Annotated in this window: 17 protein-coding genes and 2 pseudogenes; 7 read left to right on the top strand and 12 right to left on the bottom strand. The window is 32.8% G+C overall.

Annotated features, from left to right (window positions below):
* Positions 1-55: 55 nt before the first annotated feature.
* The 5 genes from AD998_03830 to AD998_03810 all read right to left on the bottom strand — a co-directional run bounded on the left by AD998_03830 (position 56) and on the right by AD998_03810 (position 7,209).
* Positions 56-421, bottom strand: coding sequence for a nuclear pore complex subunit (locus AD998_03830; GenBank protein ID KOY85395.1), 366 nt, complete (start codon positions 419-421; stop codon positions 56-58).
* 38 nt (positions 422-459) lie between these two features.
* Positions 460-1,011: a hypothetical protein gene (locus tag AD998_03825; GenBank protein ID KOY85394.1), complete on the bottom strand. Its 552-nt coding sequence runs from the start codon at positions 1,009-1,011 to the stop codon at positions 460-462.
* Positions 1,012-1,112: 101 nt separating this feature from the next.
* Complete coding sequence (locus tag AD998_03820; GenBank protein ID KOY88042.1) at positions 1,113-4,769, bottom strand: hypothetical protein; 3,657 nt, start codon at positions 4,767-4,769, stop codon at positions 1,113-1,115.
* A 51-nt stretch (positions 4,770-4,820) separates the two neighbouring features.
* Positions 4,821-5,654 carry a hypothetical protein gene (locus AD998_03815; protein ID KOY85393.1) on the bottom strand — a complete coding sequence of 278 codons (834 nt, stop codon included), beginning with the start codon at positions 5,652-5,654 and terminating at the stop codon, positions 4,821-4,823.
* Positions 5,655-5,820: 166 nt separating this feature from the next.
* Entirely contained in the window at positions 5,821-7,209 is a 1,389-nt protein-coding gene (locus AD998_03810; protein KOY85392.1) for a decarboxylase, read from the bottom strand.
* Positions 7,210-7,410: 201 nt separating this feature from the next.
* On the opposite strand from AD998_03810, the gene AD998_03805 reads away from it, so the two are divergent.
* A complete protein-coding gene (locus tag AD998_03805; GenBank protein ID KOY85391.1) occupies positions 7,411-8,385 on the top strand; it encodes an arginase in 975 nt (324 codons plus the stop codon).
* 3,062 nt (positions 8,386-11,447) lie between these two features.
* Here AD998_03805 and AD998_03800 read toward each other — a convergent pair.
* Positions 11,448-11,693 (bottom strand): annotated as a pseudogene (locus tag AD998_03800) (hypothetical protein).
* 1,248 nt (positions 11,694-12,941) lie between these two features.
* Between AD998_03800 and AD998_03795 the strand changes: the two are divergent.
* From AD998_03795 to AD998_03770, 6 genes and pseudogenes are all read left to right on the top strand, one after another.
* On the top strand, positions 12,942-13,898 hold the full coding sequence (locus AD998_03795) for a polyphosphate--nucleotide phosphotransferase (protein KOY85390.1): 957 nt from the start codon (positions 12,942-12,944) through the stop codon (positions 13,896-13,898).
* Positions 13,899-13,949: 51 nt separating this feature from the next.
* The gene (locus AD998_03790) at positions 13,950-15,044 is read left to right on the top strand and encodes a hypothetical protein (GenBank protein ID KOY85389.1); all 1,095 of its coding nucleotides are present in this window, start codon (positions 13,950-13,952) and stop codon (positions 15,042-15,044) included.
* Between the two features lie 33 nt (positions 15,045-15,077).
* Positions 15,078-15,887 (top strand): purine nucleoside phosphorylase, encoded by an 810-nt coding sequence (locus AD998_03785; GenBank protein KOY85388.1) that lies wholly within the window; start codon positions 15,078-15,080, stop codon positions 15,885-15,887.
* Positions 15,888-15,914: 27 nt separating this feature from the next.
* A complete protein-coding gene (locus tag AD998_03780) occupies positions 15,915-16,511 on the top strand; it encodes a hypothetical protein (GenBank protein KOY85387.1) in 597 nt (198 codons plus the stop codon).
* Positions 16,512-16,557: 46 nt separating this feature from the next.
* Positions 16,558-17,442 (top strand): short-chain dehydrogenase, encoded by an 885-nt coding sequence (locus AD998_03775; protein KOY88041.1) that lies wholly within the window; start codon positions 16,558-16,560, stop codon positions 17,440-17,442.
* Between the two features lie 1,268 nt (positions 17,443-18,710).
* Positions 18,711-19,412, top strand: a pseudogene (locus AD998_03770) (hypothetical protein).
* Between the two features lie 57 nt (positions 19,413-19,469).
* Here AD998_03770 and AD998_03765 read toward each other — a convergent pair.
* From AD998_03765 to AD998_03740, 6 genes are all read right to left on the bottom strand, one after another.
* Entirely contained in the window at positions 19,470-21,032 is a 1,563-nt protein-coding gene (locus AD998_03765; protein ID KOY85386.1) for a ribonuclease, read from the bottom strand.
* 67 nt (positions 21,033-21,099) lie between these two features.
* Positions 21,100-21,387 carry a hypothetical protein gene (locus tag AD998_03760; GenBank protein KOY85385.1) on the bottom strand — a complete coding sequence of 96 codons (288 nt, stop codon included), beginning with the start codon at positions 21,385-21,387 and terminating at the stop codon, positions 21,100-21,102.
* Positions 21,388-21,392: 5 nt separating this feature from the next.
* A complete protein-coding gene (locus AD998_03755) occupies positions 21,393-21,692 on the bottom strand; it encodes a hypothetical protein (protein KOY85384.1) in 300 nt (99 codons plus the stop codon).
* Positions 21,693-21,748: 56 nt separating this feature from the next.
* On the bottom strand, positions 21,749-22,417 hold the full coding sequence (locus tag AD998_03750; GenBank protein ID KOY85383.1) for a transcriptional regulator: 669 nt from the start codon (positions 22,415-22,417) through the stop codon (positions 21,749-21,751).
* 23 nt (positions 22,418-22,440) lie between these two features.
* Positions 22,441-23,457, bottom strand: coding sequence for a hypothetical protein (locus AD998_03745; protein ID KOY85382.1), 1,017 nt, complete (start codon positions 23,455-23,457; stop codon positions 22,441-22,443).
* Positions 23,458-23,496: 39 nt separating this feature from the next.
* Entirely contained in the window at positions 23,497-24,873 is a 1,377-nt protein-coding gene (locus AD998_03740; protein ID KOY88040.1) for a hypothetical protein, read from the bottom strand.
* Positions 24,874-24,930: the final 57 nt, after the last annotated feature.

Below are 24,930 nucleotides of genomic sequence, written 5' to 3'. Positions count from 1 at the left end.
CTTAGCAGACTAAATAAATTTAAGTGTAAGGTGTTAATATTTGAATTGTAATAAATTAATATGTTTTAAAATCGAATGGAACACCATCAACAATATCAGAGAATTCTTTACCAGCCTCTTCCATATCTTCATCATCTTCGTGGTAATACCATAAAACTTTTGCACCACCTACCGCTTCTAATTTTGAAAGAATATCCAAGATAAGTTTAGAAGAAGCTGTATTGAAGTATTCAAGCTTAAAAGTGAAGGAAGTTTCAGGGTTGGGGGCAGCAGCATACTTATCCAACCAATTAAGTACTGGTGAATAGAATGTTGATACATCTTCAGGTAGTGAACGTCCTGATATTTCAAAAATGCCATTATCTTTATCTAAAACAACTTTGGGTGTATCCTCTTGCCCTTCTAAATTAATAATTTCCATAACATCTATAAATTTTTACTATGACTTTAACCGTTTTTTTAGTTATCTCTTGGGACTGTAACCCTTAAAGCAAAGAATGAGTATTCATCGTTGATAGGCTCAAAGCTAAAACCAAGTTTTTCACCTGATTTTCTTGCCATATCTACAAACCCTAATCCTGCACCACCTTTATCAGAGATTTCTGTATTTTTGATGATTTCTTTGTAAAGGTCTTTCAATCCATCTTTATCCAAAGCATTAATTTGCTCTATTTTAGATTGAATTTTAGCAACAGTGTTGTTGCGTACGGGATTTCCAGAGGTAACAATATACTCATTGATTTGCTTGCCCAGCATAAAAATGGCATTATTCTTCAATCCATCATCATCTTTTTCGTTAAGGTCTTCTGCGTGTTTTACAATGTTTTGGAGACATTCAACCATTACGTTAAAGACTTTCCTTTTTACATTGGCAGACTCCCCAATAGCGTCCATATTTCGTTCTGCCATTGCCAAAACTGATTTTGTAATTTCCTGAGTAAATTCACCTTCGTAAACAATAATCAGGTTATTGGCAATCATTGTTTTGTGCAGATCATAAACATATTTCATAATATTCTTGACATTTTAGGAATGACGACTCAAATTTAATAATTTTTTTGCTGTAAGATACTTATTTTTCACAAAACAAAAAATTTTGCTTAAAATATTGCTTAAAATCTAATACCAATTACTAATATATCATCAGTTTGTTTAATTACGTAATCTCTACCATCAAATTTCATCCAAACTCTGAGTTCATTTTCAATAGCATCATTCACACCCATCATAGGAGTATTAACATTATTTTTAAGGATATCACGAATACGTTTTGGAGAGAATTTTCTGTTATCAGGACCACCAAATTGATCTGGCAATCCGTCAGAAAACATCAAAAGCATGTCACCTTGTTTGTATTCACGTTTATGTGTTGCAAATGCTCCTCTATTTTTATATTGTCCACCACCTACTGGCATTTTATCGCCTTTTATCTCATCTAAAACTTCTTCTATTTCAGGTTTGTGAATATCCATGTAGTATAAAGGTCTGTGAGCTCCAGAATATTCTAAAATTTGATTCGTAATATCTATTTTACATAACGAAACATCCATACCATCTTTACTTACACTATCTTCTTCTGTTTGTCTTAGAGTTCTTACAACAGCTTCATCTAACAAATCAAGAACTTCACCTGGTGTTAAGTTTTGATTTTGTTCTGTAGTAAATATATTACTTAATAAGAAATATCCTATCAAAGAAATCAATGCACCTGGTACTCCATGTCCTGTACAGTCCACTACAGCAATATAAACATGTTTTTCGGTTCGTAACATCCAAGGAAAATCTCCACTTACAATATCTTTGGGTTTAAACATTACAAATGAATCTGGGAATACAGCTTGCATCCATGTACTGTCTGGCAAGATAGAACCCTGAATACGTTTAGCATAGTTAATGGAGTCTGTAATTTTCTTATTAGCTACAGCAATTCTCTCTTTATCGGCTTCTCTATCAGTAATATCGTGAGATACTAACAGGAAAGTTTCTGTACCACCCTCTTCATTTCTTTCAGGGATAGCATTCACACTCATAATTTTCTTACCTTCAATAGTTTCGAATTCAACCACGTCACTGGATTTTTCGCCTAATCGGAACGACTTTTCTACCAGCTTAAACCACTTATTCAATACACTTTGTGGCACAAGTTCAGCATCAATGCTCTTTTGTAAGAATTTATGAGGATTATGTCCTGTTAAACTTTCAATAGTTGGGTTAATATAATAAACTAAACCTTCACGATTCATACGAAGAATTAAGTCGGCAGAATTTTCAGATAACGCTTGCATCTGACCACGCATCCTTTCTTCTCGTTCAGCTCTACGTCTTTCTGTAATGTCTCGTGTGTTAATTACAATACCTTCAATTGCTGGGTCATCTAAAAGGTTTGTACCTGTTGCTTCTAGCCAAATACTATCTCCATCTTGAGTTTTATAAGAGAACTGAATTGGTGTAGTTTTTTCATCAGGGAATTGCAACAAGTCTTCAAACATTTTTTGGAATATTTCTTTTCCTTGCCCTTCAATATGCTCCATATCTGTTTTTCCAATAAGTTCTTCAGGTTCATAACCTAAGATTTTGGTTACTGATGGAGAGATGAATCGAATTTTACCATCAGAGTTGTAAATTGTGATTACCTCAGATGCATTTTCCAAAAGAGCTTGAATTTTACGTTGCTCATTTTGTACATTAAGGTACTGTCTTTCTAGCTCTTCATTGGTTTTTTGAATTTCTAAGTTTTTATTTTCTAATTCTTCAGCACTTTTACGTAAAATACCTTCGTTTTCTTGTAATTCTTGAGAAAGTTTCTGTTGTTCTTCCAAAAGTTTACGAGTGTTTTCGTTTACGTTAATGTTGAAAATAGTTCGGGCTGTAATTTCACTAATACGCTTGATAAAAGCCACTTCTCTATCTCCAAATTCTTCAAATGCTGCAAGTTCAATTACACCAAATACTTCTGTGTCGTTAGTGATTAGTGGAGTAATAAGCAAACATTTAGGTTTTTTATCTCCTAATAATCCAGAAGATATAGTTGCATATTCATCAGGTATTTCAGTTCTTTGAATAATATCTTGCTCAATAGCAGCTTGTCCTACTAAACCTTCTGCATATTTATTTTTATAAAATTTGAATTTTGCATTGAGGTATTTTTTCTTGTTGTAGGCATAACTGGCTATCATTTCAAGAAAGTCTGTCCCTGATTTTTCGTCTTTTTTCATTACATAAAAAGCTCCTTGAATTGCTCCAGACTCTTTTACTACGTAAGCTAATACTTGGTCTGCAAGTTCATCTAACTGGTTGGTTGAACGTAAGATATCACCTACTTCAGCCAGTCGGCTTACAACCCAGTTTTCTTTACTGTTTGCTTCAGCAGAAGCCACCAAACTGTCACGAGCGTTAATTAAAGCGTTTCCAAGAATGTCATTTTTACTAACAGGTGTGAATTCTGTATCAAAACGCTGATTACCAATATTTTGGGCAAAGTTTGCAGTTTTATTTAAGTTTTCCACCAAACTGTTAATTCGGTTAGTCATTTCGCCAATCTCATCTTGTGATTCAGAAGTTAAAACAGGAGGTAGTTCGCCTCTACCTAATGAATCAATAGTTCTTTGAAGACTACTCAAAGGTCTTGTGAGAAGTTGCGAAAATAATATACCAATGATTAAAGAGGCTATAATTACAAAAAGACCTGCTATCAAAAATCGGTTTAGTAGTGCTTCAGCAGGAGCATAAATCTCAGCTTTGTCATTCTTCACAACTACTCCCCATTCAACACCAGGAACAAATCTAGAAACAGCCAAGTAGTCATTTTCATCAATTGCTTCACTGTGTTTTTGTTCTTTTTTGAGAGATCTTAAAACAACTTTGGAAGTACTAGGGTCATCCTTATTGCCAGCATTATCTAGTGGTGATATTTTTTGTTTTTTATTGATAAAAGAATTCAAATAAACAAATCTTTTTTCTTGATCTTGTAATAACCAAATTTGTCCTGTACTACCCAATCCAGCTTTATCAGCAATAAGTTGCTCTACCCTTGCCATATCTATTTCATAGATAAGTTGCCCCAATACCTCTCTTCCTGTCCCTTCTAATTCATCCCGAATGGGTGCTGCAACCAAGAACACTATTCTTTTCTCTTTTCCCAATTGTTGTAGAGTTACCTTACTGAAGTAAATAGTATCTCTACCTCTTACCAAAACTGAAGGGTCAACAGCAGGAAGTTTAAATTCTTCACCTCTAGTTTGTTCAGGTGTCTCTCTAGAAATGTATTTTACTTTTTTATCTTTATCTACAATATAAACATTATTAATTTTATATACATATTGGATTCTTGAAACAACATCATCAAGCTCTGCATCAAAAGTTATTTGCTGACCTTGTATTTTTTCTATTGGCTTTATTTGCTTATTAGCTGTATCATCAGGTTTTGTATCTGTTTTTATATCAGGAGTATCTAATTTTATTTCCTCTTCAAAATTCAAAGTTCCAACTTCATCTTTTTTTGTATCACCTCCACTTGCATTACCTTTTAAGAAGTCTTTAATAGCTTTTAACTCTTGTCCTATTTGAACAGCTGCATTAATATCGTTCATAAAGGTTTGGAGCTTTTTTACTTCTGTATCAGCAATACGATTGAGAGATTGTAATTTATCTGCTTCAATAGTATTCTTACTTTGCTGATAAGCAAAGAAGCTTTCAGAAAGTACAGACACCAATACCACTACTAATAAAATAGCAGAAATTTTAGCACCAATTTTAAGTTTTGAAAACAAGCCAAACATAACTATTCCCAACAGGGCTTTAAAATGAATACCTAAATTAGTTTACACTGTAGCAACCAAACTATCAGCTATTTGCTCTGATAATAATGTAGAAACTTCTTGTAAATAGTTCTTTTGTAATTCTGTAAAATTCACAAAAGAAGCTATTTCAAAAATACCAATTACTTCACTTTCATTTTGAGAACGAATAGGTACAATCAACAAACTTTTTGGTGAAGCTTGTCCCAAGCCAGATATTACTTGCATATACCCTTCTGGTACAGACTTTAAAAGCATTGAGTTACCATCTTTGGCTACCTGTCCTACCAACCCTTCACCCAGCTCATATTGCATGATTTGACTTTCTGGAATATAATAAGCATAACCTATTTGAAATACATACAAACTTTTTTTAGATTCTTTTTTAAGAGCATAAATAGCACCTTGACATGCCTCAAGATTTTTACAAACCAAGCCTAAAATTTTCTCTAATCTTTCTTCTCCAGTATAAGACTTTAATATTTTATTGACTTCACCAAGAGCTGATAATCCTAAAGAACTCTTTGTATTCTTTAAATTATTAATTTCATTCACTAAATCTTTATCTGGATCAAGAGATGGATCATGTGTATTTATGTTATCTCCATATCTATAGCTCGAATTAGCTATATTTGTTAGTAAGATTGTTAGAAAACCAGAAAAAAACGCAATTCCAGCAAAAACAGCTAATCTTAATATGATACTTGATAAATTCTTTTTCTTACTAACCTCTACTATTTCTATTTCTTTCACAATAATCTCATCCAAATTATAGAAATCGTAACCAACTTTTATTGATATAAGTATAAAAAGAGCCATACTAATTATTGCAAATACTTTATAAGTTCCAGATTTCATTGAAATATTTTTTTAATGAAAATTATACAATAATAATAAACCTCTCATAATTATTCAATTTTTTTACAAGTAATTTCGCTTTATTATGTAAAAAGATTGCTTGCGAAAACACAAGCAATCAAATTATACATGATACTTTTAAAATATCATATCAAAGTAATAGACATTATTTGTACCCTAAGAGTTTCAACATAGAATCGCTATCTTGCTCAGGGGCAAATAATTGTGTACTAATATTTCCTTTTTTATCTCTATTAATAATAATATGTTTGGGAGCAGGTACTAAACAGTGTTGAACTCCTCCGTATCCGCCAACAGACTCTTGATATGCTCCAGTATGAAAAAATCCTAAATACTGTACATCATCTTCATCTGCTATAGGTAAGAATACTTCTGACATATTAGCTTCCGTACTATAATAATCTAAACTATCGCAAGTAAGCCCCCCTAAATGAATTTTTTGATAAGGTTTATCCCAATTATTAATAGGCAATAAAATAAACTTCTGATTAATTCCCCAAGCATCAGGCAATTGTGTAATAAAAGAGCCATCAATCATATACCATAGCTCTTTATCGTTCTGCAATTTTCGTCCAACAATAGAATAAATAGCAGCACCACTTTCACCAACTGTAAACGAACCAAATTCAGTAAATAAATTGGGTACAGGAACATTATTTTTTTGGCAAATCCATTGAATATTCTCAATAATCTGCTCCACCATATACTTATAGTTATATTCAAAACTCAAAGAAAGTTGAATAGGGAAACCTCCTCCAATATCAACCGTATCCAATTCTGGACACATTTTCTTGAGTTCGCAATATTTATACATGAAACGACTCAATTCACTCCAATAATAAGCAGTATCTTTGATACCTGTATTAATGAAGAAATGTAACATTTTAAGTTTAAACTTAGGATTATCTCTGATTTTTTCTTTATATAATGGAATTATATCGCTGTATCTCACACCTAAACGTGATGTATAAAATTCAAAATTAGGCTCTTCGTCAGCAGCAATACGAATCCCTACTTCTACTTCATCAGCTTTGGTAACTTGATACGCATCTATTTCTTCTAAATTATCAAGAATTGGAACTATTTTAAAGCCATCATTGAGCATTTCATTGATGTATTGTGTGTATAAAGGTCTTTTATACCCATTGCAAATCACATATTGTTTTTTAGTAAACTTCTTCTTTTTATACAAAGATTTGATAATAGGCAAATCAAAAGCAGAAGATGTTTCTATATGGATTTCATTTTTAAGAGCTTCCTCCAAAACAAAACTAAAATGTGATGATTTTGTACAATAACAATAGGTGTATGACCCGTCATATTTAAACTTTTTAATTGCATTTGCAAAAAGTTCTTTACAATACTGAATATGTTCAGTAATTTTTGGCAAATATGTCAGTTTCAAAGGTGTACCATATTCTTTAATAATATCCATCAGAGGTACTCCATTGAATAACAGTTCATTGTGTTTTACTTTGAACTCTGGTGTGGGGAATTCGTAGGTTTGTTCAACTAAATCGATGTAGCTTTTCATTGGCAATAAGGAAGGCTATAAAATTTTGAAGCGAAATTAGGGATTTTTTTTACTTTTTTTCAATAAATTGCTATAAAATTTTGCGATGAGGAAAAAAAATGACATCTTGCTAAAAAACAAATTTTTCTTGGTAAGGTACAAAAATAAAAATAAAATCTTGATTATTCCTTATCAAACTATGTTCCACCAAAATATATTTTTATGAGATGTATAAGATTTTTAGAAGTAAAATCGGAAATTGGAGCTGGCACACGAGGAGCTAGTTTAGGAGTAGATGCTCTCAAAATTGTAGGATTTAATAAAAATGATTCTTTTTTTAGTCTTTTTCCTAGCAAGGAAGTAAAAGTTTTTAATGAAAGTTTATTTGAAGAAACACCCTATTTACACGCCAAACGCATCAATCATCTATTACAAGTCCAGCAAAATGTTTGTGAAGAAGTTTCACAAACCCTCGTTCAAGAAAATTTCCCAGTTATATTAGCTGGTGACCACTCCACAGCAGCAGGTACTATTGCAGGTATCAAGAAAGCTTTTCCTTATAAAAAATTAGGTGTTATTTGGATAGATGCTCATGCAGATTTACATTCACCATATACCTCGCCATCTGGTAATATGCATGGAATGCCATTGGCTATGGCACTTGCAGAAGATAACTTAGATGCTCAAATCAATGAAATTGATGAAACAACACATAATTATTGGGAACAAATTAAAAATCTTGGTATAAAAGGAGCAAAATTTGATATTTCAGATTTAGTATTGATAGGTGTAAGAGATACTGAAATTCAAGAAGATTATTTTATAGAAAAGAAAGATATAAAGATTTATACAGTAGAAGATGTCAGAAATAGAGGTATCCAAACTGTTGTACGTGAAATTTTAGAAGAAAAACTTGCTTATTGCGACTTATTGTATATTTCTTTTGATGTAGATAGCATGGACTCCTCTATCTCTATTGGTACAGGAACACCTGTAGAAGATGGTTTTACAGTAGCAGAAACACAAGAATTAAATGCTCTTCTTATTGCTGATGAACGAGTGTGTGCCTGGGAAATGGTAGAAATAAATCCAATCTTAGACGATAAAGGTAACGTGATGGCAGAAGTAGCATTCGATATATTAAAAATTAGCGTTCAATCTCTTCAAAGTCAAGAAAATCAATTATTAAGTGTATAAAAAAAGGGCTTAAAGCCCTTTTTTTATTTAACTACAATTTTCTCCTGATATATTTTACTCTCTGTAACAATCTGAGCTATATAAATACCCTTTGATAAACCATTTTTGATTTGTTTATCAATTCTACCATATATATCAGTTTCTATAGTTTCCTGATATACATTTCTACCCAAAGCATCTGTGATGGTTAATATACCTTTTTCATTACTTTTTGTTTGCAATATAATCAATACATTTTCACCGTTACTTGGATTAGGTATTATACTCATCCCGTCTTTCAAAAGATTTAGTAAGTTAACAGCTTCTATTTGAGAATATTCAATATTATTTTTGTCATCTTGGCGTTTTAAACGATAGTAAGATACTCCTTCCAATGGTGTTTTATCAATCCACTGATAATCAGATTTATTTTCAGATTTTACAATACCTATTTTTTCAAACTGAATACCATTTCCTGAACGTTCTATTATGTAGGTTTCATTATTTACACGTTGAGCAATTAACCAATTTAAAGTTACTATATTATTTTCTGCCTGAACCGAAAAACTTAATAACTGAACAGGTAAAGGTCTAATTTCTCTTGAAACTACAAAAGGAGAAAAATCTCTAATATTTTGAGCTGTTACAGAACCTATTCCAGATGTAACCCCAGCACTCGAAGCTGTATAAGGAGCATCCCATGCTGTCCCACTCCAATGCTGTACAGCCAAGTTATCAGTTCTTGGATTTGCTAATGTATTTTCTACACCTCGATAACTAAATGTAACATTAGCTCCAGGAGCAGGTAAAGGATTCACAGTAGAGGTAATATCCCACCATCTATCTACAACATCATTAATAGCTGTAGCTCCTGAAACACCTACTACATTGGTTACTCCTGTTGTCCAAGGAGTATTATCAGAAGTTAATGTACCTCTTGTTGAAATACAGATATTTGCATTAGAATTTGTTTGCTTATTGAAAGTAACAGGAATATATTCTGAAGCAGAAACTCCAAACGGATATACATAAGCTCCTATAGTTGTTCCTATATTCCAACAGATACGACTATTATTGGTAGCAGAGTTTGTTTCACTACGAATATAAGCATTGTTATTTCGTGTAATAGCTGTCAATGCTGAATTATTGATGGTTAGTGTATTACTATTAAGATTCAACTCCCCATTATTAAGTGTAAGTTGATTATTTACTTGAATATTTGTAAGTAAGCTGACAGTATTATTTAACTTATCAACAATTAAATTATGGAAAGCACCTATACCTGTAACTTGTATCTGAGAATTAACAGGTGTAGCATTATGAACTATTTGTACTGAGCTATTGGTATTAGCCACTAAAGTACCTTCTTGTATATAGTTACCATGCACATCTAAAGAAAAACCCGTATTGATGGTTAGTGTAGCTCCAATAGCTATTTGTATATTACGAGCTTCTGCTCCTGTAGCATTAATAACTGGAAAATTTGTTACCCCACCACCTGGAATAATTACATCTGTAATATCTGAAGGAGATGTAGGACACCAATTTCCAGGGTTAAACCAATTAGTGTTGACAGCACCTGTCCAAATAGCTGTACTTGGTGATCCTAGCGAAAATCCAATACTTAAACCACCATAAGATCCTCCACCTGTATCTTGTGTAATCAATTCTACTGTGGATGTAGCGTCTAAAAGACCTGACCAAACATTAGGTACAAATCCACAGCACCCACCTGTTGCTACTTGAACCCCATTAACTAATAATCGATAACTATCATCAACAAAAACGCCAATGGTGTAAAGTCCGCAAGAAAAGTTTGTTCTTCTCCAAGAAATTGAATGATTGTCATTATTTACAGTACAACCACTGTATCCAGCTGAACCATCACCTAATGTAACTGCTAAAGTTGGATTATTCCCTTGATTCCAACGAGTTCTTGAATCAAATGTAAGGCTTTTTTCCCTATAATATCCTCTATACTCTACTGTACCAGGTGTAGAGATAAGCCTTCCATTATAACAATGAGCTATCCACTCCCCATTTCCAAATTCTGTACCAGTCAATGGAGGTGCTCCCTTAGGAACAACTGTAATTGTAACCGTTGCATTGATAGTTGCACAATTATTATTACCTTCCACTCTAAAAGTTGTAGTTGTAGTAGGGTTAACTGTAAGTGTTGCACTTGTTCCTATTAAAGTTCCCCCTACAGCTTGATCATACCATTGATATGTATTTGCTCCTGTAGCTGTTAATACAGAATTTTCTCCCACACAAATCGTTGTTAATGATGCACTTGCACCTGTAGCAGGTAAGGGGTCAACTGTAATTAAAATATCTCTATTAATACTACATCCTGTACTAGGATCTGTCGCCGTATATCTAATTGTAGCTGGATTGGGTGTTGGTGTTACATTTGCTGTAACTGTTGCATTTAACCCTACAGGAGTAATTGTAAAATCACCAGGGTTACCTGTTACTTGTGTCCATGTGATGTTGGCATTAGCTCCAAAAGTATCAAATGTAGTTCCAAATGTGCTACTATAAGCAAATATAGGCAATCCAGTAGTTGTAATATTGGTATTAGAACCTTGACAAATAGTAACCGTCGTTGGAGAAGTTACTGGACTTTGTAAAGCACTTATTTCTGTGAAACGCAATCCTCCATGTGAACCGCCACCAAACTCTCTCCATCTAAACTCTACTGTAGAAGTAGGTCCAAGGAAACCTCTCCAAACATTATCTTGAGATGTACAACAAAACAATTTTTGAGAAACTAATGTACCATTTATATATAAATAAGAATAGTCATCATGATTTGTTATATCAATCTGATAGTAACCACAAGTAAAATTAGTTCTTCTATAAATTACAGAGTGTTGGTCATCAGGGACTACACACCCACCAGTATAACCAGAGGCGTTAGAAGGGCTTGCTCCTGTACCCCATCTATTTCGAGAATCAAATGTTAAAAGAGGCTCTATATAGTTCCCAAAATATGTATTAAAATTATTTCCTCTATAACATGCCACAAACCATTGTCCATTTCCAAAAGTACCAGGGTCTGGAGCGGGTGTAGTAACATTAACTGTAATATTAGTCGTTGAGGTTGTACAACCATTGCTTCCTGTGACTGTATAGGTTGTAGTAGTGGTTGGGGAAGCTATTACAGTAGCTCCTGTAGTAGCACTTAATCCTGTAGCTGGAGACCAAGTATATGTATTTGCTCCTGAAGCAGTTAGTGTTACTTGCTCACCAGGACATATGGTAGCTGTATTAGGAGTAATTGTTACGGTTGGTACAGCATTAAAATTAACAGGTACATTGGCTGTTTGGACACAACCTGTTGGTATATGAGTTACTTGTAATGTGTATGTTCCTGCTAAACCTACTGGTGTTGTGAAAGTTGCTGCTGTACCAGTAGCACCATTGGGGGCTGTCCACAAGTAAGAATAATTGGCATTATTGATATTAGCAACAACTGAAAGATTGACAGAAGATGAAGCACAGATACTGGGTATTGGTTGTGTTACCATATCCAAATCAGGAAGTTGTGTAATTTGTAAAGCTCCATAAGAAGCCCCTCCACCTTCAGCCCAACGAAATTCAACAGTTGATGCAGGTCCTAAAATACCTCTATAAACATCAGGTCTTGGAGCACAGCAACCTCCATTACTAGCGACTACTACACCATCTACTAAAAGTTGATAAGCATCATCATGACCATTAGCATTGACAAGTCCTACAACATCAAAACGATAATAACCACAAGTAAAATTGGTTCTTTTATAACTCACAGAATGGTTATCCACAGTAACAGGACAACCTGTATAACCTGAAGCTGCTGAAGGTGTACTGCCATCTGCCCATCTGTTTCGAGAGTCAAAATTAAAAGCTGGTTCAATATAAGTTCCTTTGTAAACCAAACTTGTATTTGTAACAATATTACCTGTATAAGCATATACATTCCATTGTCCATTTCCAAATACCGCAGGACTTCCTGCTATAGTATTGACAGTAAGGGCTCCACTTGTATTGGAGCTTGTAATAGCAGGGTCAGAAGCAATTATTCGAACTCTATAATTTGTTCCATTAGGTGTTGCAATAGGAATAGAAGCTCCTATTGTACCTGATGTAACACTAATAAGTGTTCCAATAGCTGTTGGACTTGCAAAACTTCCTAACGCATCTGAAAGTTCAGCAGTAAAGAAATTTCCAGTATTAAAACTGCTAGAAACTGTATATGTAATAGATATGTTATCTCCTGCACATAAATTATTGGGCGTAACAGAGCCTACTGTAATAGTCTGCCCCTGAAGGATATTTGTTCCTAAAATAAGAGCAAATATTAATAAAAACGCTTTCTTCATGTAAATATAATGACATAGCTGAATAATTTTATAGTGAAAAATAATATTTAGTGGAGCGTTTATACTTATTCTATATACGTTTAATAATAAGAAAGTAAATGATGTTATAGGTTTTACTGACAAAAATCATACTGTAATTACTTGATAACCTTATTATTTTTTCTTAACATTGAATTAATATATTGTTATCACAACTAAAAGTTTACTTCTATGCTTACAAATGAAAAATTAATAGAAACCAAAAAATTTCTTGTTTCTCCAAATACAAAAGTTAGCCTCAAAGATTATTCTACCAAATATGAAGGCAAAGAATTAAACAAAGAACAGGCTGAAAAGTTATTGGAAGAAGGCAGAAAACAGTTAGCAATGATCCAAGACAAGTTGTATGCTCATAATCAATACAGTATTTTGATTATCTTTCAAGCGATGGATGCAGCAGGAAAAGATGGAGCTGTCAAACATATTATGTCAGGTTTTAATCCTTTGGGGGTACAAGTTTCAAGTTTTAAAGCTCCCACAGCCAATGAATTAGACCATGATTATTTTTGGAGACACATGCAAGCACTCCCACCTCGTGGCGAAATAGGCATTCACAATCGTTCTCATTATGAAAATGTTTTGGTCACTAAAGTGCATCCAGAATATATTTTAGGGGAAAATATTCCTGGAATTGATAACATAAAAAAAATCAATAAAGAATTTTGGGAAAATAGATATACACAAATCAAACGTTTTGAAAAAAACTTATCAGAAAATGGGATGATTATTCTCAAATTCTTTTTGCATGTTTCCAAAGATGAGCAGAAAAAACGTTTTTTAGAAAGAATAGATGATGAAAGCAAAAACTGGAAATTTTCTGTATCCGATTTAAAAGAACGTGGTTATTGGGATGATTATCAAAAAGCTTATGCTGAAGCAATTTCTGCTACATCCACAGATTATGCTCCTTGGTTTATTATTCCTGCTGATAACAAATGGTTTACAAGACTCACTATTGCTTCTATTATTTATAAGCAGTTTGAAAAACTTGAGTTAAAATACCCAACTGTTAGCTTGGCTCAGAAAGAGGCTCTACAAAAAGCAAAAATTACACTTTTATCTGAAGACAAAAAAGTTGATACTTTAGAAAAAAAAGCAGTCAAAAAAGTCAAAAAAACGAAGAAATAATTTTATTTTAACAGCCTCTTATAGAAAAAGAGGCTGTTAAAATTTCAGACCATGCCCCAATATCTTCAGCTTTCAGCTATCCAAATTCAGAATTTTAAAAATTATAAATACATTCAAGTAGAGTTACAAAACTATCAGCATACTATTATTTGTGGGGCAAATGGTATTGGCAAAACAAATCTTTTGGATGCCATTTATTTTTTATCACTTACCAAAAGTGCATTTCATACAGATAGACAAATCATTAAACATGAAGAGTTTTTTTGCAGAATAGAGGCTTCTTATAAAATAGAAAATGTAGAAAAAAAAGTAGTTGCGACTTATACCCCTACTGAAAAAAAGAGTTTTTCAGTCAACAATTATCATTATCCATTATTAGCTGAGTATATTGGACAGTTTCCTGTAATTTTAATAGCCCCCAACGATACCGATTTGATCCGAGAAGGAAGTGAAGACAGAAGGCGTTTTTTTGATACTTTATTATGTCAAATAGACAAAGAATACCTACAAAAGCTTTCTGAATATAATAAAATTTTAAAACAGAGAAATGCTACTCTTAGCTACTTCAAAGCACAAAAAAGTATCAACCCAACACTTATTGAAGTCTATGATGAGCAACTTTTGCCTTTGATGAATTTCATTTATATATCTCGAAAAAAGTTGCTTGAAAGTATCACACCTCTTGTACAGAAGTATTATGATGCTATTGCTCAAAGTACAGAAAAAACAACTATTCATTATACATCTGATTGTTTAGATATAGCTTTTGAGATGAATTTTAAAAATGCGTTTCAAAAAGATTGTTTTTTAGAACGAACTACAAAGGGTATACACAAAGATGATTTTGAGTTTTTATTGGGTGAAAATCCTATTAAAAAATTTGGTTCTCAAGGGCAACAAAAAACATTTGTAATTGCTTTAAAATTTGCTACTTTTGAAATCTTACGTAATAGGCTCGATATTACACCTATTTTACTTTTAGATGACATTCTTGATAAACTTGACCAAAATAGAACAGAGCATTTAATGGAGATTGTAACTCAAGAGCCTTTTGGACAAGTCATTGTTACAGAGGCAAATATCCATCGAGTAGAATACATTAATCAAAAAAAGAATTGGAGAATTATAGAAATTGATAAATTGTAAATAGATTTTTTAGAATTATTTAAAAAAGAAAGAATGGAAGCACTTTTAGAAACCACTAAATTTTTAGAAAGTAAAATTCAATCAAAGCCTCAGATAGGCATTATTTTAGGTACAGGGCTTGGAGGTTTGGTTAATCATGTAGAAATCTCCCAAAGCATTCCTTATGGAAATATTCCAAATTTTCCTGTTTCAACTGTCGAAAGCCACAAAGGCAAACTTATTTTAGGAAAAATTAAAGATAAAGAAGTAATCATCATGCAAGGACGTTTTCATTATTATGAAGGTTATAGCATGGAACAAATTACTTTTCCTATTCGTGTCATGAAAATGCTGGGTGTAGAAACACTTTTTGTATCTAATGCCTCAGGAGGTTTACAATCTCATATGGAAGTAAGTGATTTAATGATTATTACAGACCATATCAATTTATTGCCTGATAATCCTTTACGTGGAAATCCATATCCCAAATTGGGTCCTCGTTTCCCTGATATGAGTGAGGCATACGACAAAGCATTGGTTCAGAAAGCAGAAGAAATAGCCCTTAGAGAGCAATTTCATGTACATAAAGGAGTCTATGTGAGTGTGGCAGGTCCCAATTTGGAAACAAAAGCAGAATATAAATATTTACGAATTATTGGAGGAGATGCAGTAGGTATGTCCACTGTACCTGAAATTATTGTAGCTAAGCATCAAGGAATGCGTTGTTTTGCTATTTCAGTTATCACAGATGTAGGTTTTGAGGACAAGATCAAGCAAGTTTCTTTACAAGAAATTATTGATGCAGCTAATAAAGCAGAACCTGCTATGACCAAAATAATCAGTGAACTAATCGCTTGGTGTTAATTTAAACTATTTCAAATTAAAGAAACTATGCCCTCATTACAATATCCTCTTCGCTTTGATTTTAAAATTTCAACATTAGCAAGTGATTTTAGTATAAAAGATAATACAGGCAATTCAATAGCATTTGTAAGGCAAAAAATTTTCAAACTAAAAGAAGATGTTGTTGTATTTAGCAATGAATCTCGTTCACAAGAACTGTTTAGAATTAAGGCAAATAAATGGTTAGATTTCAATACAACTTATAGTATTACAACCAAAGATGGTCAGAATATTGGTAAAATTGCCCGTAAAGGTATGCGTTCTATTTGGAAAGCTAGTTACGATATTTTTGACCTTAATGATCAACATCTATTTACAGTACAAGAGGCTAACCCTTGGATAAAAGTCTTAGATGCTATTGCCAATGAAATACCAGTTATTTCAATATTTACAGGTTATCTTTTCAATCCTAAATATTTAATCAAAGACAATAGTGGTAAAATTATATTGGAACTAAAAAAACAACCCTCATTCTTTGGTCGCAGATTTTTATTGGATAAAGTTGGTTCTTTGGATGAATCACAAGAAGGGCTTGTCAATTTAGCAATTATGATGATAGTTCTTTTAGAAAGGTACAGAGGATAGTTTTCTATTTATTTCATTGTTTATCAATCTTTTAAAATTATATTTTATTATGTATAATCAACCCATGCTTAAAGAAAATAGCCTTCAAGGCAAAACGCTTATTGTAACTGGAGGAGGAACAGGTTTAGGATACTCTATGAGTAAATATTTCCTAGAATTAGGGGCAAATGTCGTAATTATGAGTCGAAAACTTGATGTTTTAGAGGAGTCTGCTCAAATTTTAACCAAAGAAACAGGAAATGCAAATGTATTGCCCATAGCTTGCGATGTACGCAAATATGAAGAAATAGAAGCTGTACTTAAAGCTGCCATTGATAAATTTGGCAAAGTCAATGGTTTAGTAAACAATGCTGCTGGTAATTTTATCAGTCCTACCGAAAGACTTTCTAATAGAGCTTTTGATACTGTTGTTGATATTGTTCTGAAAGGAACATATAATTGTACTTTGGCTTTGGGCAAATATTGGATAGAAAATCAAATCCCTGCTTCTGTATTGAGTATTGTAACCACTTATGCATGGACTGGTTCAGGTTATGTAGTGCCTTCAGCTTGTGCAAAAGCAGGTGTACTTGCTCTTACACGCTCTTTAGCAGTAGAATGGGCAAAATATAAAATTAGATTTAATGCAATTGCTCCTGGTCCATTTCCTACGCCTGGTGCTTGGGAACGCTTATTCCCACCTGCATTGGCAGAAACAGATTTAGGTAAAAAACTTTCTCCTGAACACAGAGTACCACTTGGACGAGTTGGTGAACATCAAGAACTTGCTAATTTGGCTGCTTATTTAGTTTCTGATTTTTCATCTTATGTAAATGGAGAAGTGATTACTATAGATGGTGGCGAATGGATAAAAGGTGCTGGTGAATTTAATGACCTCAATGAAATGCCAAATCAAATGTGGGATTTTTTAGAACAAATGCGTAAAAAATAACGTCTTTTTATAAAAAACTCATAAACAATTAGTTGTATAAAAAAATATTATTTTTTGTATAATCATACATAAATTTTCTTTGCCGTAAATCATAAAAAATTATATTTACGGCATACTTTATTTCTATGTTGTTTCAGTATATCAATAATACCAAACTAAGAAGGAAGTTATTCATTGCTTTTTTTACTTTTACCTGCATCATTATTTTGGTAGCGGGTATGAGTTTTTGGTTTTATAGTAAAAGGGACAATATTCAAGAAGTAACCTCTCAAATCGAAGAAATTACAACAGATGTTTTAAAACTTGTAAAATTAGAAGGTGATTTTTTTGAACAAGAACTTCAAAAGACCGATTTTTTTAAAAATGGTAGAAGCCAATACCATCAGCGTAATAAGGCTTTGATGCAAGACATCCAACGTAGAATCCAAATTTTGTTAAAAAAACCTGAAATTAAAGATTTTGAAGTAGATTCTAAACTTTCTCAATTATCTTATGAATTAAGTGAATACGAAAAAAAATTTAATAAAACGGTTCGATTTTATTTTGAAAGAGGTACTAAAGATGAAGGTTTAGAGGGTAAATTAAAAGCTATTGCTACAGAACTTGAAAAAAACGAAAAGGTGCCTTTAGTTGTTTTATTGAACTTAAGACGATATGAAAAAGACTATATTATGCGAAAAGACTCTTTGAGCATAGTTCTTTTTAATAAACAAATTCAAACTGTTAAAACAGTTATTCCCAAAGAATATTTATCTCAACTTGAAATATACGAAGGAGCTTTTTTGCAAATGGTAGAGATTGACAAAGCTTTAGGATTATCCAACGATACTAAAAGTAGTGGATTAAGAATTCAAATGCGTGAACATAGTGAAAATGCTATAAAATTAATAGAAATAACCAGTAGAGTTGTAGAAAAGCGTGTACAAGGTATGCGGGGCGAGTTTCAAAACATATTTGTAATAACTTTACTGATTGTAGTTGTTTTAAGCCTTACATTTAGTTATTTCCTATCCTTTTTCATGACTATTCCTGTAACAGAGCTTTCAAGGTCTATGCAAAAATCCGTAGAAATGAACTTTTCAGAAGATTTGAAGCCTGCAAGAAAATATACAAATGATGAAATTGGCATCTTGACAGACGAATTTAATTTGATGATTAGACGTATTCAAGAACAGTTTAAAGAAATTAAAAGCAATGCTCATTTACTAGAATCTAGCAATCAAGAATTACAAGGAGCAAATGCACAACTTGCTGATTCAGAGAAGAGATTAGAAAAATTTTTATTACTAAAAGATACTTTATTCACCATTATTACACAAGATTTAAAGAGTCCTCTTAACTCTTTGAAGGGTTTTCTGAGTTTGATGCAACATCACCCTGATACTTTTACCCCAACAGAACTTGCAGGAGTAGCCAGTGATATGTATCTATCCTTTGATAAAATTACTGTTCTGATGAATTCTCTTGTGCAATGGTCGCAAGCTCAAACAGGGGATTTGGCATACAATCCTAATCAATTCAATATCAGTAAGATGCTGGAACAAGTTTTGGCATATCATTCGCAAATGGCTCAAAGTAAAAATATTAAAATCATCAATCATGTTCGTCAGCAAGATGTTACTGTTATTGGTGATAAAGACATGATTAATTTTACCCTTCGCAATTTACTTTCCAATGCCATTAAGTTTACACATGAAGGCGGAACAGTCGAGATTTTTGCAAAACCAAGAGGCAAAAATATGATGATGTTTACTATCAAAGATACTGGTGTAGGTATGACTCAGGAGCTTTTAGAAAAAATATTCCAACCTGAAGTACATATTTCAATGCTTGGAACAAATAATGAGAAAGGTTCAGGCTTTGGATTGATGATGTGTAAAGATTTCGTTCAAAAAAATGAAGGCAAACTATACATCGAAAGTGAATCAGGTAAGGGAACAAGTGTACACTTTACTTTAAAGAAAGCTTAATATATATCATTTTTAATAAATAAAAAAGCCTACACATACATTGTGTAGGCTTTCATTTTATTTCGCATAATTTACGGCTCGCATTTCTCGAATAACAGTTACTTTTATCTGTCCTGGGTACTGCATTTCTTTTTCAATTTTTTGAGCAATTTCAAAAGATAGCATTCCTGCTTTATCATCTGTTACGTTTTCAGCATCTACAATTACTCTAAGTTCTCTACCTGCTTGTATAGCATAACATTTTTCTACACCATCAAACGAAACAGCCAATGCTTCTAAGTCTTTGAGACGTTTGATATAGGCTTCCATCATTTCTCTTCTTGCTCCTGGGCGTGATCCAGAAATAGCATCGCAAGCCTGAACAATTGGAGAAATCAGTGAAGTCATTTCAATTTCATCGTGGTGAGCACCTATGGCATTACAAACTTCTGGATGCTCTTTGTATTTTTTGGCAAGTTCCATACCCAAAATGGCGTGTGGTAATTCGGGTTCATCAGGAACAACTTTTCCAATATCATGCAACAAACCAGCTCTTTTGGCAAGCTTTACATTCAATCCAAGTTCAGCAGCCAAAATAGCACACAAGTTTGCTACTTCTTTAGAGTGTTGTAATAAGTTTTGTCCATATGAAGAACGGAAACGCATTCTACCTACTAATTTAATCAATTCAGGATGTAAACCATTGATACCTAGATCTATGGCAGTACGTTCCCCAATTTCCATGATTTCTTCATCAATTTGTTTCTGCACTTTGGCTACAACTTCTTCAATTCTTGCAGGGTGAATTCTACCATCAGCAACCAATCTATGCAACGACAAACGAGCAATTTCTCTACGAACAGGATCAAATCCTGAAATAATAATTGCTTCTGGAGTATCATCTACAATAATTTCTACGCCTGTAGCAGCTTCTAAAGCTCTGATATTTCTTCCTTCTCTACCAATAATTTTTCCTTTGATTTCATCAGATTCAATATGGAAAATAGATACACAGTTTTCAATGGTATGTTCAGTTCCATTTCTTTGGATAGCCTCAATAACTAATTTTTTAGCTTTTTTGGCTGCTGTAGATTTAGCCTCTTCCAAAATATCTTTGATATATCCTGAAGCTTGAGTTTGAGCTTCTGCTTTTAGGGCTTCAACCAGCTGATTTTTAGCCTCTTCTGCCGTCATTTCAGCGATTTTTTCTAATTGCTTTACTTGTGAAAGGCGTAATTTTTCAGCTTCTTCTTTTTTCTTTTGTATAATCTCGTTTTGCTCAACAATTTGTTTTTCAAGAACTTCTAGTTCATTTTCTCGCTTTTTTACTTGTTCATACGATTTTTTAATTTCTTGCTCTTTCTGTTTTAATTTATTCTCGTTAGTAATAAGTAAATTCTTCTTTTTGTTAGAATCTTGCTCAAAGTCAGCTTTTAATTCAAGGTATTTTTCTTTGGCTGCTAACTCTTTTTCTTTTCTAATAGTTTCTCCTTGAGTTTCAGCTTCTTTAATAATTAAATCAGCTTTGCGTTTAATTTCTTCTTCACGTCTTCCAAATATTTTTAGGAGAACATATCTGCCGATAGCAATACCAGCCACTAACGAGACTACCGCCGTAATAATTATATAAACAGAATCCATTTTTAAGTGTGATTTAGGTGAATACTCCTATATCCCACAACAGAAAATACAAAAGAAGAGAGAAATTTTAGAGAACCGTATTAAGTAAGCTTTCTAAATCATCTATTTTTTTGAGGATGATATTTTGCAATTCATCTTTTTCTTGCTCTACACCTTGTTTTTGCATCATACAATCAATAGCAAACATAGCCAAGAGATCTTGGTGATTGTCTACATGATACTCTTCCCTATAATTTTTCATAATTTGGTTGATTTCTCTGCCAGCAGTTCTTACCCTTGCTTCTTGCGAAGCTTCTACTTGCATAGGGTATTCTCTATCGGCTATTTTTAACCTTATGGGAAGTGTGTAAGTCATTATTATTATTTACTCAAAAAAGTGATACACTTATCTATATCGGTAATATAAGCATCTATTTTTTCTCTTAATTCTGCTGCATCTTCGGCATCAGGGGCAATAGAAGTAACTATTTTACTTATTTTATATTGATTTTCGAAATTATTAATTTGTACTGTTTGTTTTTTCAAAAGCTCTTTCAAAGAAAAATTCTCCTCAGTAGTAAATTCAAGTTCTTTTTTCAGAGCCTGATATTTTTCTACCAATTGTTGCATTTTATTTTCTAAATGCTCTAATCTTAAAAGAATACTTTGGTTATTATTCATTTTTAGTTTATCTACTAATCAGCAAAATTAATATTTTTCTTTAGAAATAAAAATTTTTAAATTTTTATTTCTACTTCTTCTATCCTCACAAACTTATCTTCTTCTTCTTGAGGCTGCACTTTAATCACATGAGCCAGACACAATAATATCAAAGTTCTTGAAGCTGTTTTAGGATTAATATTGGCTATTTCAGCAAACTTTTCAACCGTAATACTTTCATTTTCAGAAAGATATTGCATCAAAATTTGCTCTTTTTTTCCATAATTAAATCTAAATTCTTTATCTTTTCTCGATTCTTTCAAAATAGCCTTCATTTCTTTGCTTGCCTGAATGCTTCTATCAGCTACTCTGATATAAATCTTATCTATGTCATCCCCTTTTACGATTTTATGAGGAATATGTTTGCTTTTAGGTATGTGAAAGACAAGTATTTCTCTTTCAGAGTCCTCTGCAATGGCTATTCGTTCTATTTCGTATTCTATAACAGGAGAACAATATTCTCTAATTGCTTTTTCTAAAATGTATTCATCTTCATCAGGAAATTTAGCTCCTACAATTTGTTTGTCATCACTAATTCCAATCATTAAAGATCCTCCTTCTGTATTGGCAAAAGCGAGTACTTCTCTTACAATTTTTTCAGGATGTGAAGTTTTCAATTTAAACTCAAGTTGTAATCCTTCTCCTTGTCTGACTATTTTCTTGAGCGTTTGCAAGTCAGTTATCATAAATATTATGTCTTGATTACAAATTAGATTGCTTGATTTTCAGTTTTTTGTTTATTTTCTACAAAATAGGGATATATAACAAAATAATGTACAACCAATGCCAAAGAACCAAAGATAATCAGTAATTTAAAAATCATAGGCATATTAGCATATCGAGTTATAAAACCCTCAATAAAAGCAGCCATGATAAAAAATGGAACCAAGCCTAACATAATTTTGCCACCTTTTTCTGCTCCTTTTCTAAAAGATTCTCTTCTTGTATAAGTTTTTGGAAAGAAAATGCTATTACCTACAATAATCCCTGCCATCCCTGCTATAACAATAGACCATATTTCAATTGTTCCATGTAACCAAATAACACTTGCTGATTCCCAAAGCAAATTTTCTTTATAAAATAATGTTTGAAATGTTCCTAACATCACACCATTAACAAATAAGATGTATGCCGTTCCAATAGAAAGGAAAAAGAAAGATGGAATACCCAAAATTTTCACAACTCCACCCCAAGCAAATGTGAGAAATGAAACTCTTATATTGTTATATGCAATATATACAGCCATTAAGAGAGCTCCTTCTTTTTGATATACTCCCATCGGATTCCCCTCTTTAATATTTTCTAATGTCATATCAATATACCCATTTCCCAATATGCCTCTCGCAAATTCATATTCTCCCGTATCATAAAGCACAGAAACTACGCCTATGAGTGTAGATATTCCAAATATTAGAAAAGATATCAACATTTCTATTCTTGACTGAGCCAAAGCAAGTGGTAAATCTTTTGCCCAAAAATCTTTAATTTGCTTCCAACGAATATTTTGTTGTTTATAAATACTTTGATATACTCTTGCAGTAAGAGCATTCAGATAGTCTGTTACAGGGCTTTTTGTGTGATGTGTTCGGGCATAAGAAAGGTCATCAGAAAGTTCCACAAATATATCTCCCAATCTATCAGGGTGTACCTGACTGATTTGCCTCGTTTCTTCTTCTATTTTCTCCCATTTTTGTTTATTTTTTCTTAAAAAAAGTCCTTCTTTCATAGTTATAAAATATTGATTAACTGAAATTTACACTTATTTTTAGAACTTCAATTTTTCTTTACGAGTAAGAAATATAAACCTTAATGTAAGTAGCACCGCAGAAGTAGCCAAACCTAATGTAAGACCAATCCATATCCCTTGTACACCTAAGTCTGTTTTTTTACTCAAAAAATAACTTGCAGGAATGCCCACAGCCCAATAAGCCAATAATGTAATAATTGTTGGAATATTTACATCTGAAAGCCCCCTCAAAATACCTACTCCTACAGCTTGTATTCCATCTGCTAACAAATAAAATATAAAAATAAATAATAATGCAGTGGCTATTTGTGTTACGGCAGGGCTATTATTTTTATACATAGAAATTACATCTTGTCCAAAAATTTGTAGGAATACAGAAGCAAAAAGCATTAAAAGCCCTACCAATAGAATAGAAGCTATCCCAGCCCTGATAATTCTTGTTCTACTGCCTATTCCAAAAGCACTACCTACTGAAATAGCTCCAGCAAAAGAAACTCCTGCTGCAATCATATATGTAATGGTTGCAATATTTAAGATAATAGTGTGAGCTGCCAATGCTTCCACAGCAAGCCAACCTGTACTAATAGTACAAAATACGAATACTCCTGTTTCAAAGAAATACTGCATACCACTCGGAATACCTAACTGCAAAATTTGTTTAGCTTGTGTGCGAGTTGAGTGGTTTTCTAAAATATTGGGTAAATATGCTTGAAAAAACTTTGATTCAAGTACATAAACTATCATTAAACAAGCCATCACTACACGAGCAATGAGTGTTGCTAAGCCTGAACCATACAGACCCATAGCAGCAAATCCTAATTTCCCATAAATAAGTACCCAATTAAACACAATATTTACTAATAACCCCACCACTGTAATAACCATAGCAGGTACAGTAACTCCCAATCCATCACTAAAATGTTTGACAGCTAAGAAAAAAGTCATAGGAATAATTGAGAAGGCTATTACTCTTAAATAACTGGGAGCTAAAGAACTTACTTCTGGTTTCTGACCAAACCAATGAAAATTATAACTAATAAATACTAATATCAGCATTAATATGAAACCCAAACTTAAAGAAAGTTTAAGCCCACTATATAAGTATAATCCACACTCTTGTTCTCTACCTGAGCTTCGAGCTTTAGCAACCAAAGGTGATATAGTAGCAAAAACCCCTATTCCTATACATGCTACAAGAATAAATACAATGTTAGCTACTCCTGCTGCTGCAAGTGGAGCATCTGCATCTAATTTTCCAACCATCACGCTATCTATCACACCCATCAGTACACTACTGATTTGTGCAACAATAATTGGAAAACTGAGTCTAAGCATTTTAAGGATTTCTCCCCAATAAAGTTGTATGTAGAAACGAACAGATTTAAGGCTTGTCATGGTTCTATTGATTCTCCCTTCAATTTCTATGATTGTTGTCAAAAAAACAAATAATCA

This window comes from bacterium 336/3 (assembly GCA_001281695.1).
In the GTDB taxonomy this organism is placed as follows: domain Bacteria; phylum Bacteroidota; class Bacteroidia; order Cytophagales; family Thermonemataceae; genus Raineya.
The sequence above is the reverse complement of the archived record's forward strand: the minus strand, read 5'-3'. Positions and strand labels throughout refer to the sequence as shown.

What these genes read in the sequence shown, in the direction of transcription:
- AD998_03830 (KOY85395.1), bottom strand. Translation starts at nt 421, where the DNA reads ATGGAAATTATTAATTTAGAAGGGCAAGAGGATACACCCAAAGTTGTT.
- AD998_03825 (KOY85394.1), bottom strand. Translation starts at nt 1,011, where the DNA reads ATGAAATATGTTTATGATCTGCACAAAACAATGATTGCCAATAACCTG.
- AD998_03815 (KOY85393.1), bottom strand. Translation starts at nt 5,654, where the DNA reads ATGAAATCTGGAACTTATAAAGTATTTGCAATAATTAGTATGGCTCTT.
- AD998_03810 (KOY85392.1), bottom strand. Translation starts at nt 7,209, where the DNA reads ATGAAAAGCTACATCGATTTAGTTGAACAAACCTACGAATTCCCCACA.
- AD998_03805 (KOY85391.1), top strand. Translation starts at nt 7,411, where the DNA reads ATGAGATGTATAAGATTTTTAGAAGTAAAATCGGAAATTGGAGCTGGC.
- AD998_03795 (KOY85390.1), top strand. Translation starts at nt 12,942, where the DNA reads ATGCTTACAAATGAAAAATTAATAGAAACCAAAAAATTTCTTGTTTCT.
- AD998_03790 (KOY85389.1), top strand. Translation starts at nt 13,950, where the DNA reads ATGCCCCAATATCTTCAGCTTTCAGCTATCCAAATTCAGAATTTTAAA.
- AD998_03785 (KOY85388.1), top strand. Translation starts at nt 15,078, where the DNA reads ATGGAAGCACTTTTAGAAACCACTAAATTTTTAGAAAGTAAAATTCAA.
- AD998_03780 (KOY85387.1), top strand. Translation starts at nt 15,915, where the DNA reads ATGCCCTCATTACAATATCCTCTTCGCTTTGATTTTAAAATTTCAACA.
- AD998_03765 (KOY85386.1), bottom strand. Translation starts at nt 21,032, where the DNA reads ATGGATTCTGTTTATATAATTATTACGGCGGTAGTCTCGTTAGTGGCT.
- AD998_03760 (KOY85385.1), bottom strand. Translation starts at nt 21,387, where the DNA reads ATGACTTACACACTTCCCATAAGGTTAAAAATAGCCGATAGAGAATAC.
- AD998_03755 (KOY85384.1), bottom strand. Translation starts at nt 21,692, where the DNA reads ATGAATAATAACCAAAGTATTCTTTTAAGATTAGAGCATTTAGAAAAT.
- AD998_03750 (KOY85383.1), bottom strand. Translation starts at nt 22,417, where the DNA reads ATGATAACTGACTTGCAAACGCTCAAGAAAATAGTCAGACAAGGAGAA.
- AD998_03745 (KOY85382.1), bottom strand. Translation starts at nt 23,457, where the DNA reads ATGAAAGAAGGACTTTTTTTAAGAAAAAATAAACAAAAATGGGAGAAA.
- AD998_03740 (KOY88040.1), bottom strand. Translation starts at nt 24,873, where the DNA reads ATGACAAGCCTTAAATCTGTTCGTTTCTACATACAACTTTATTGGGGA.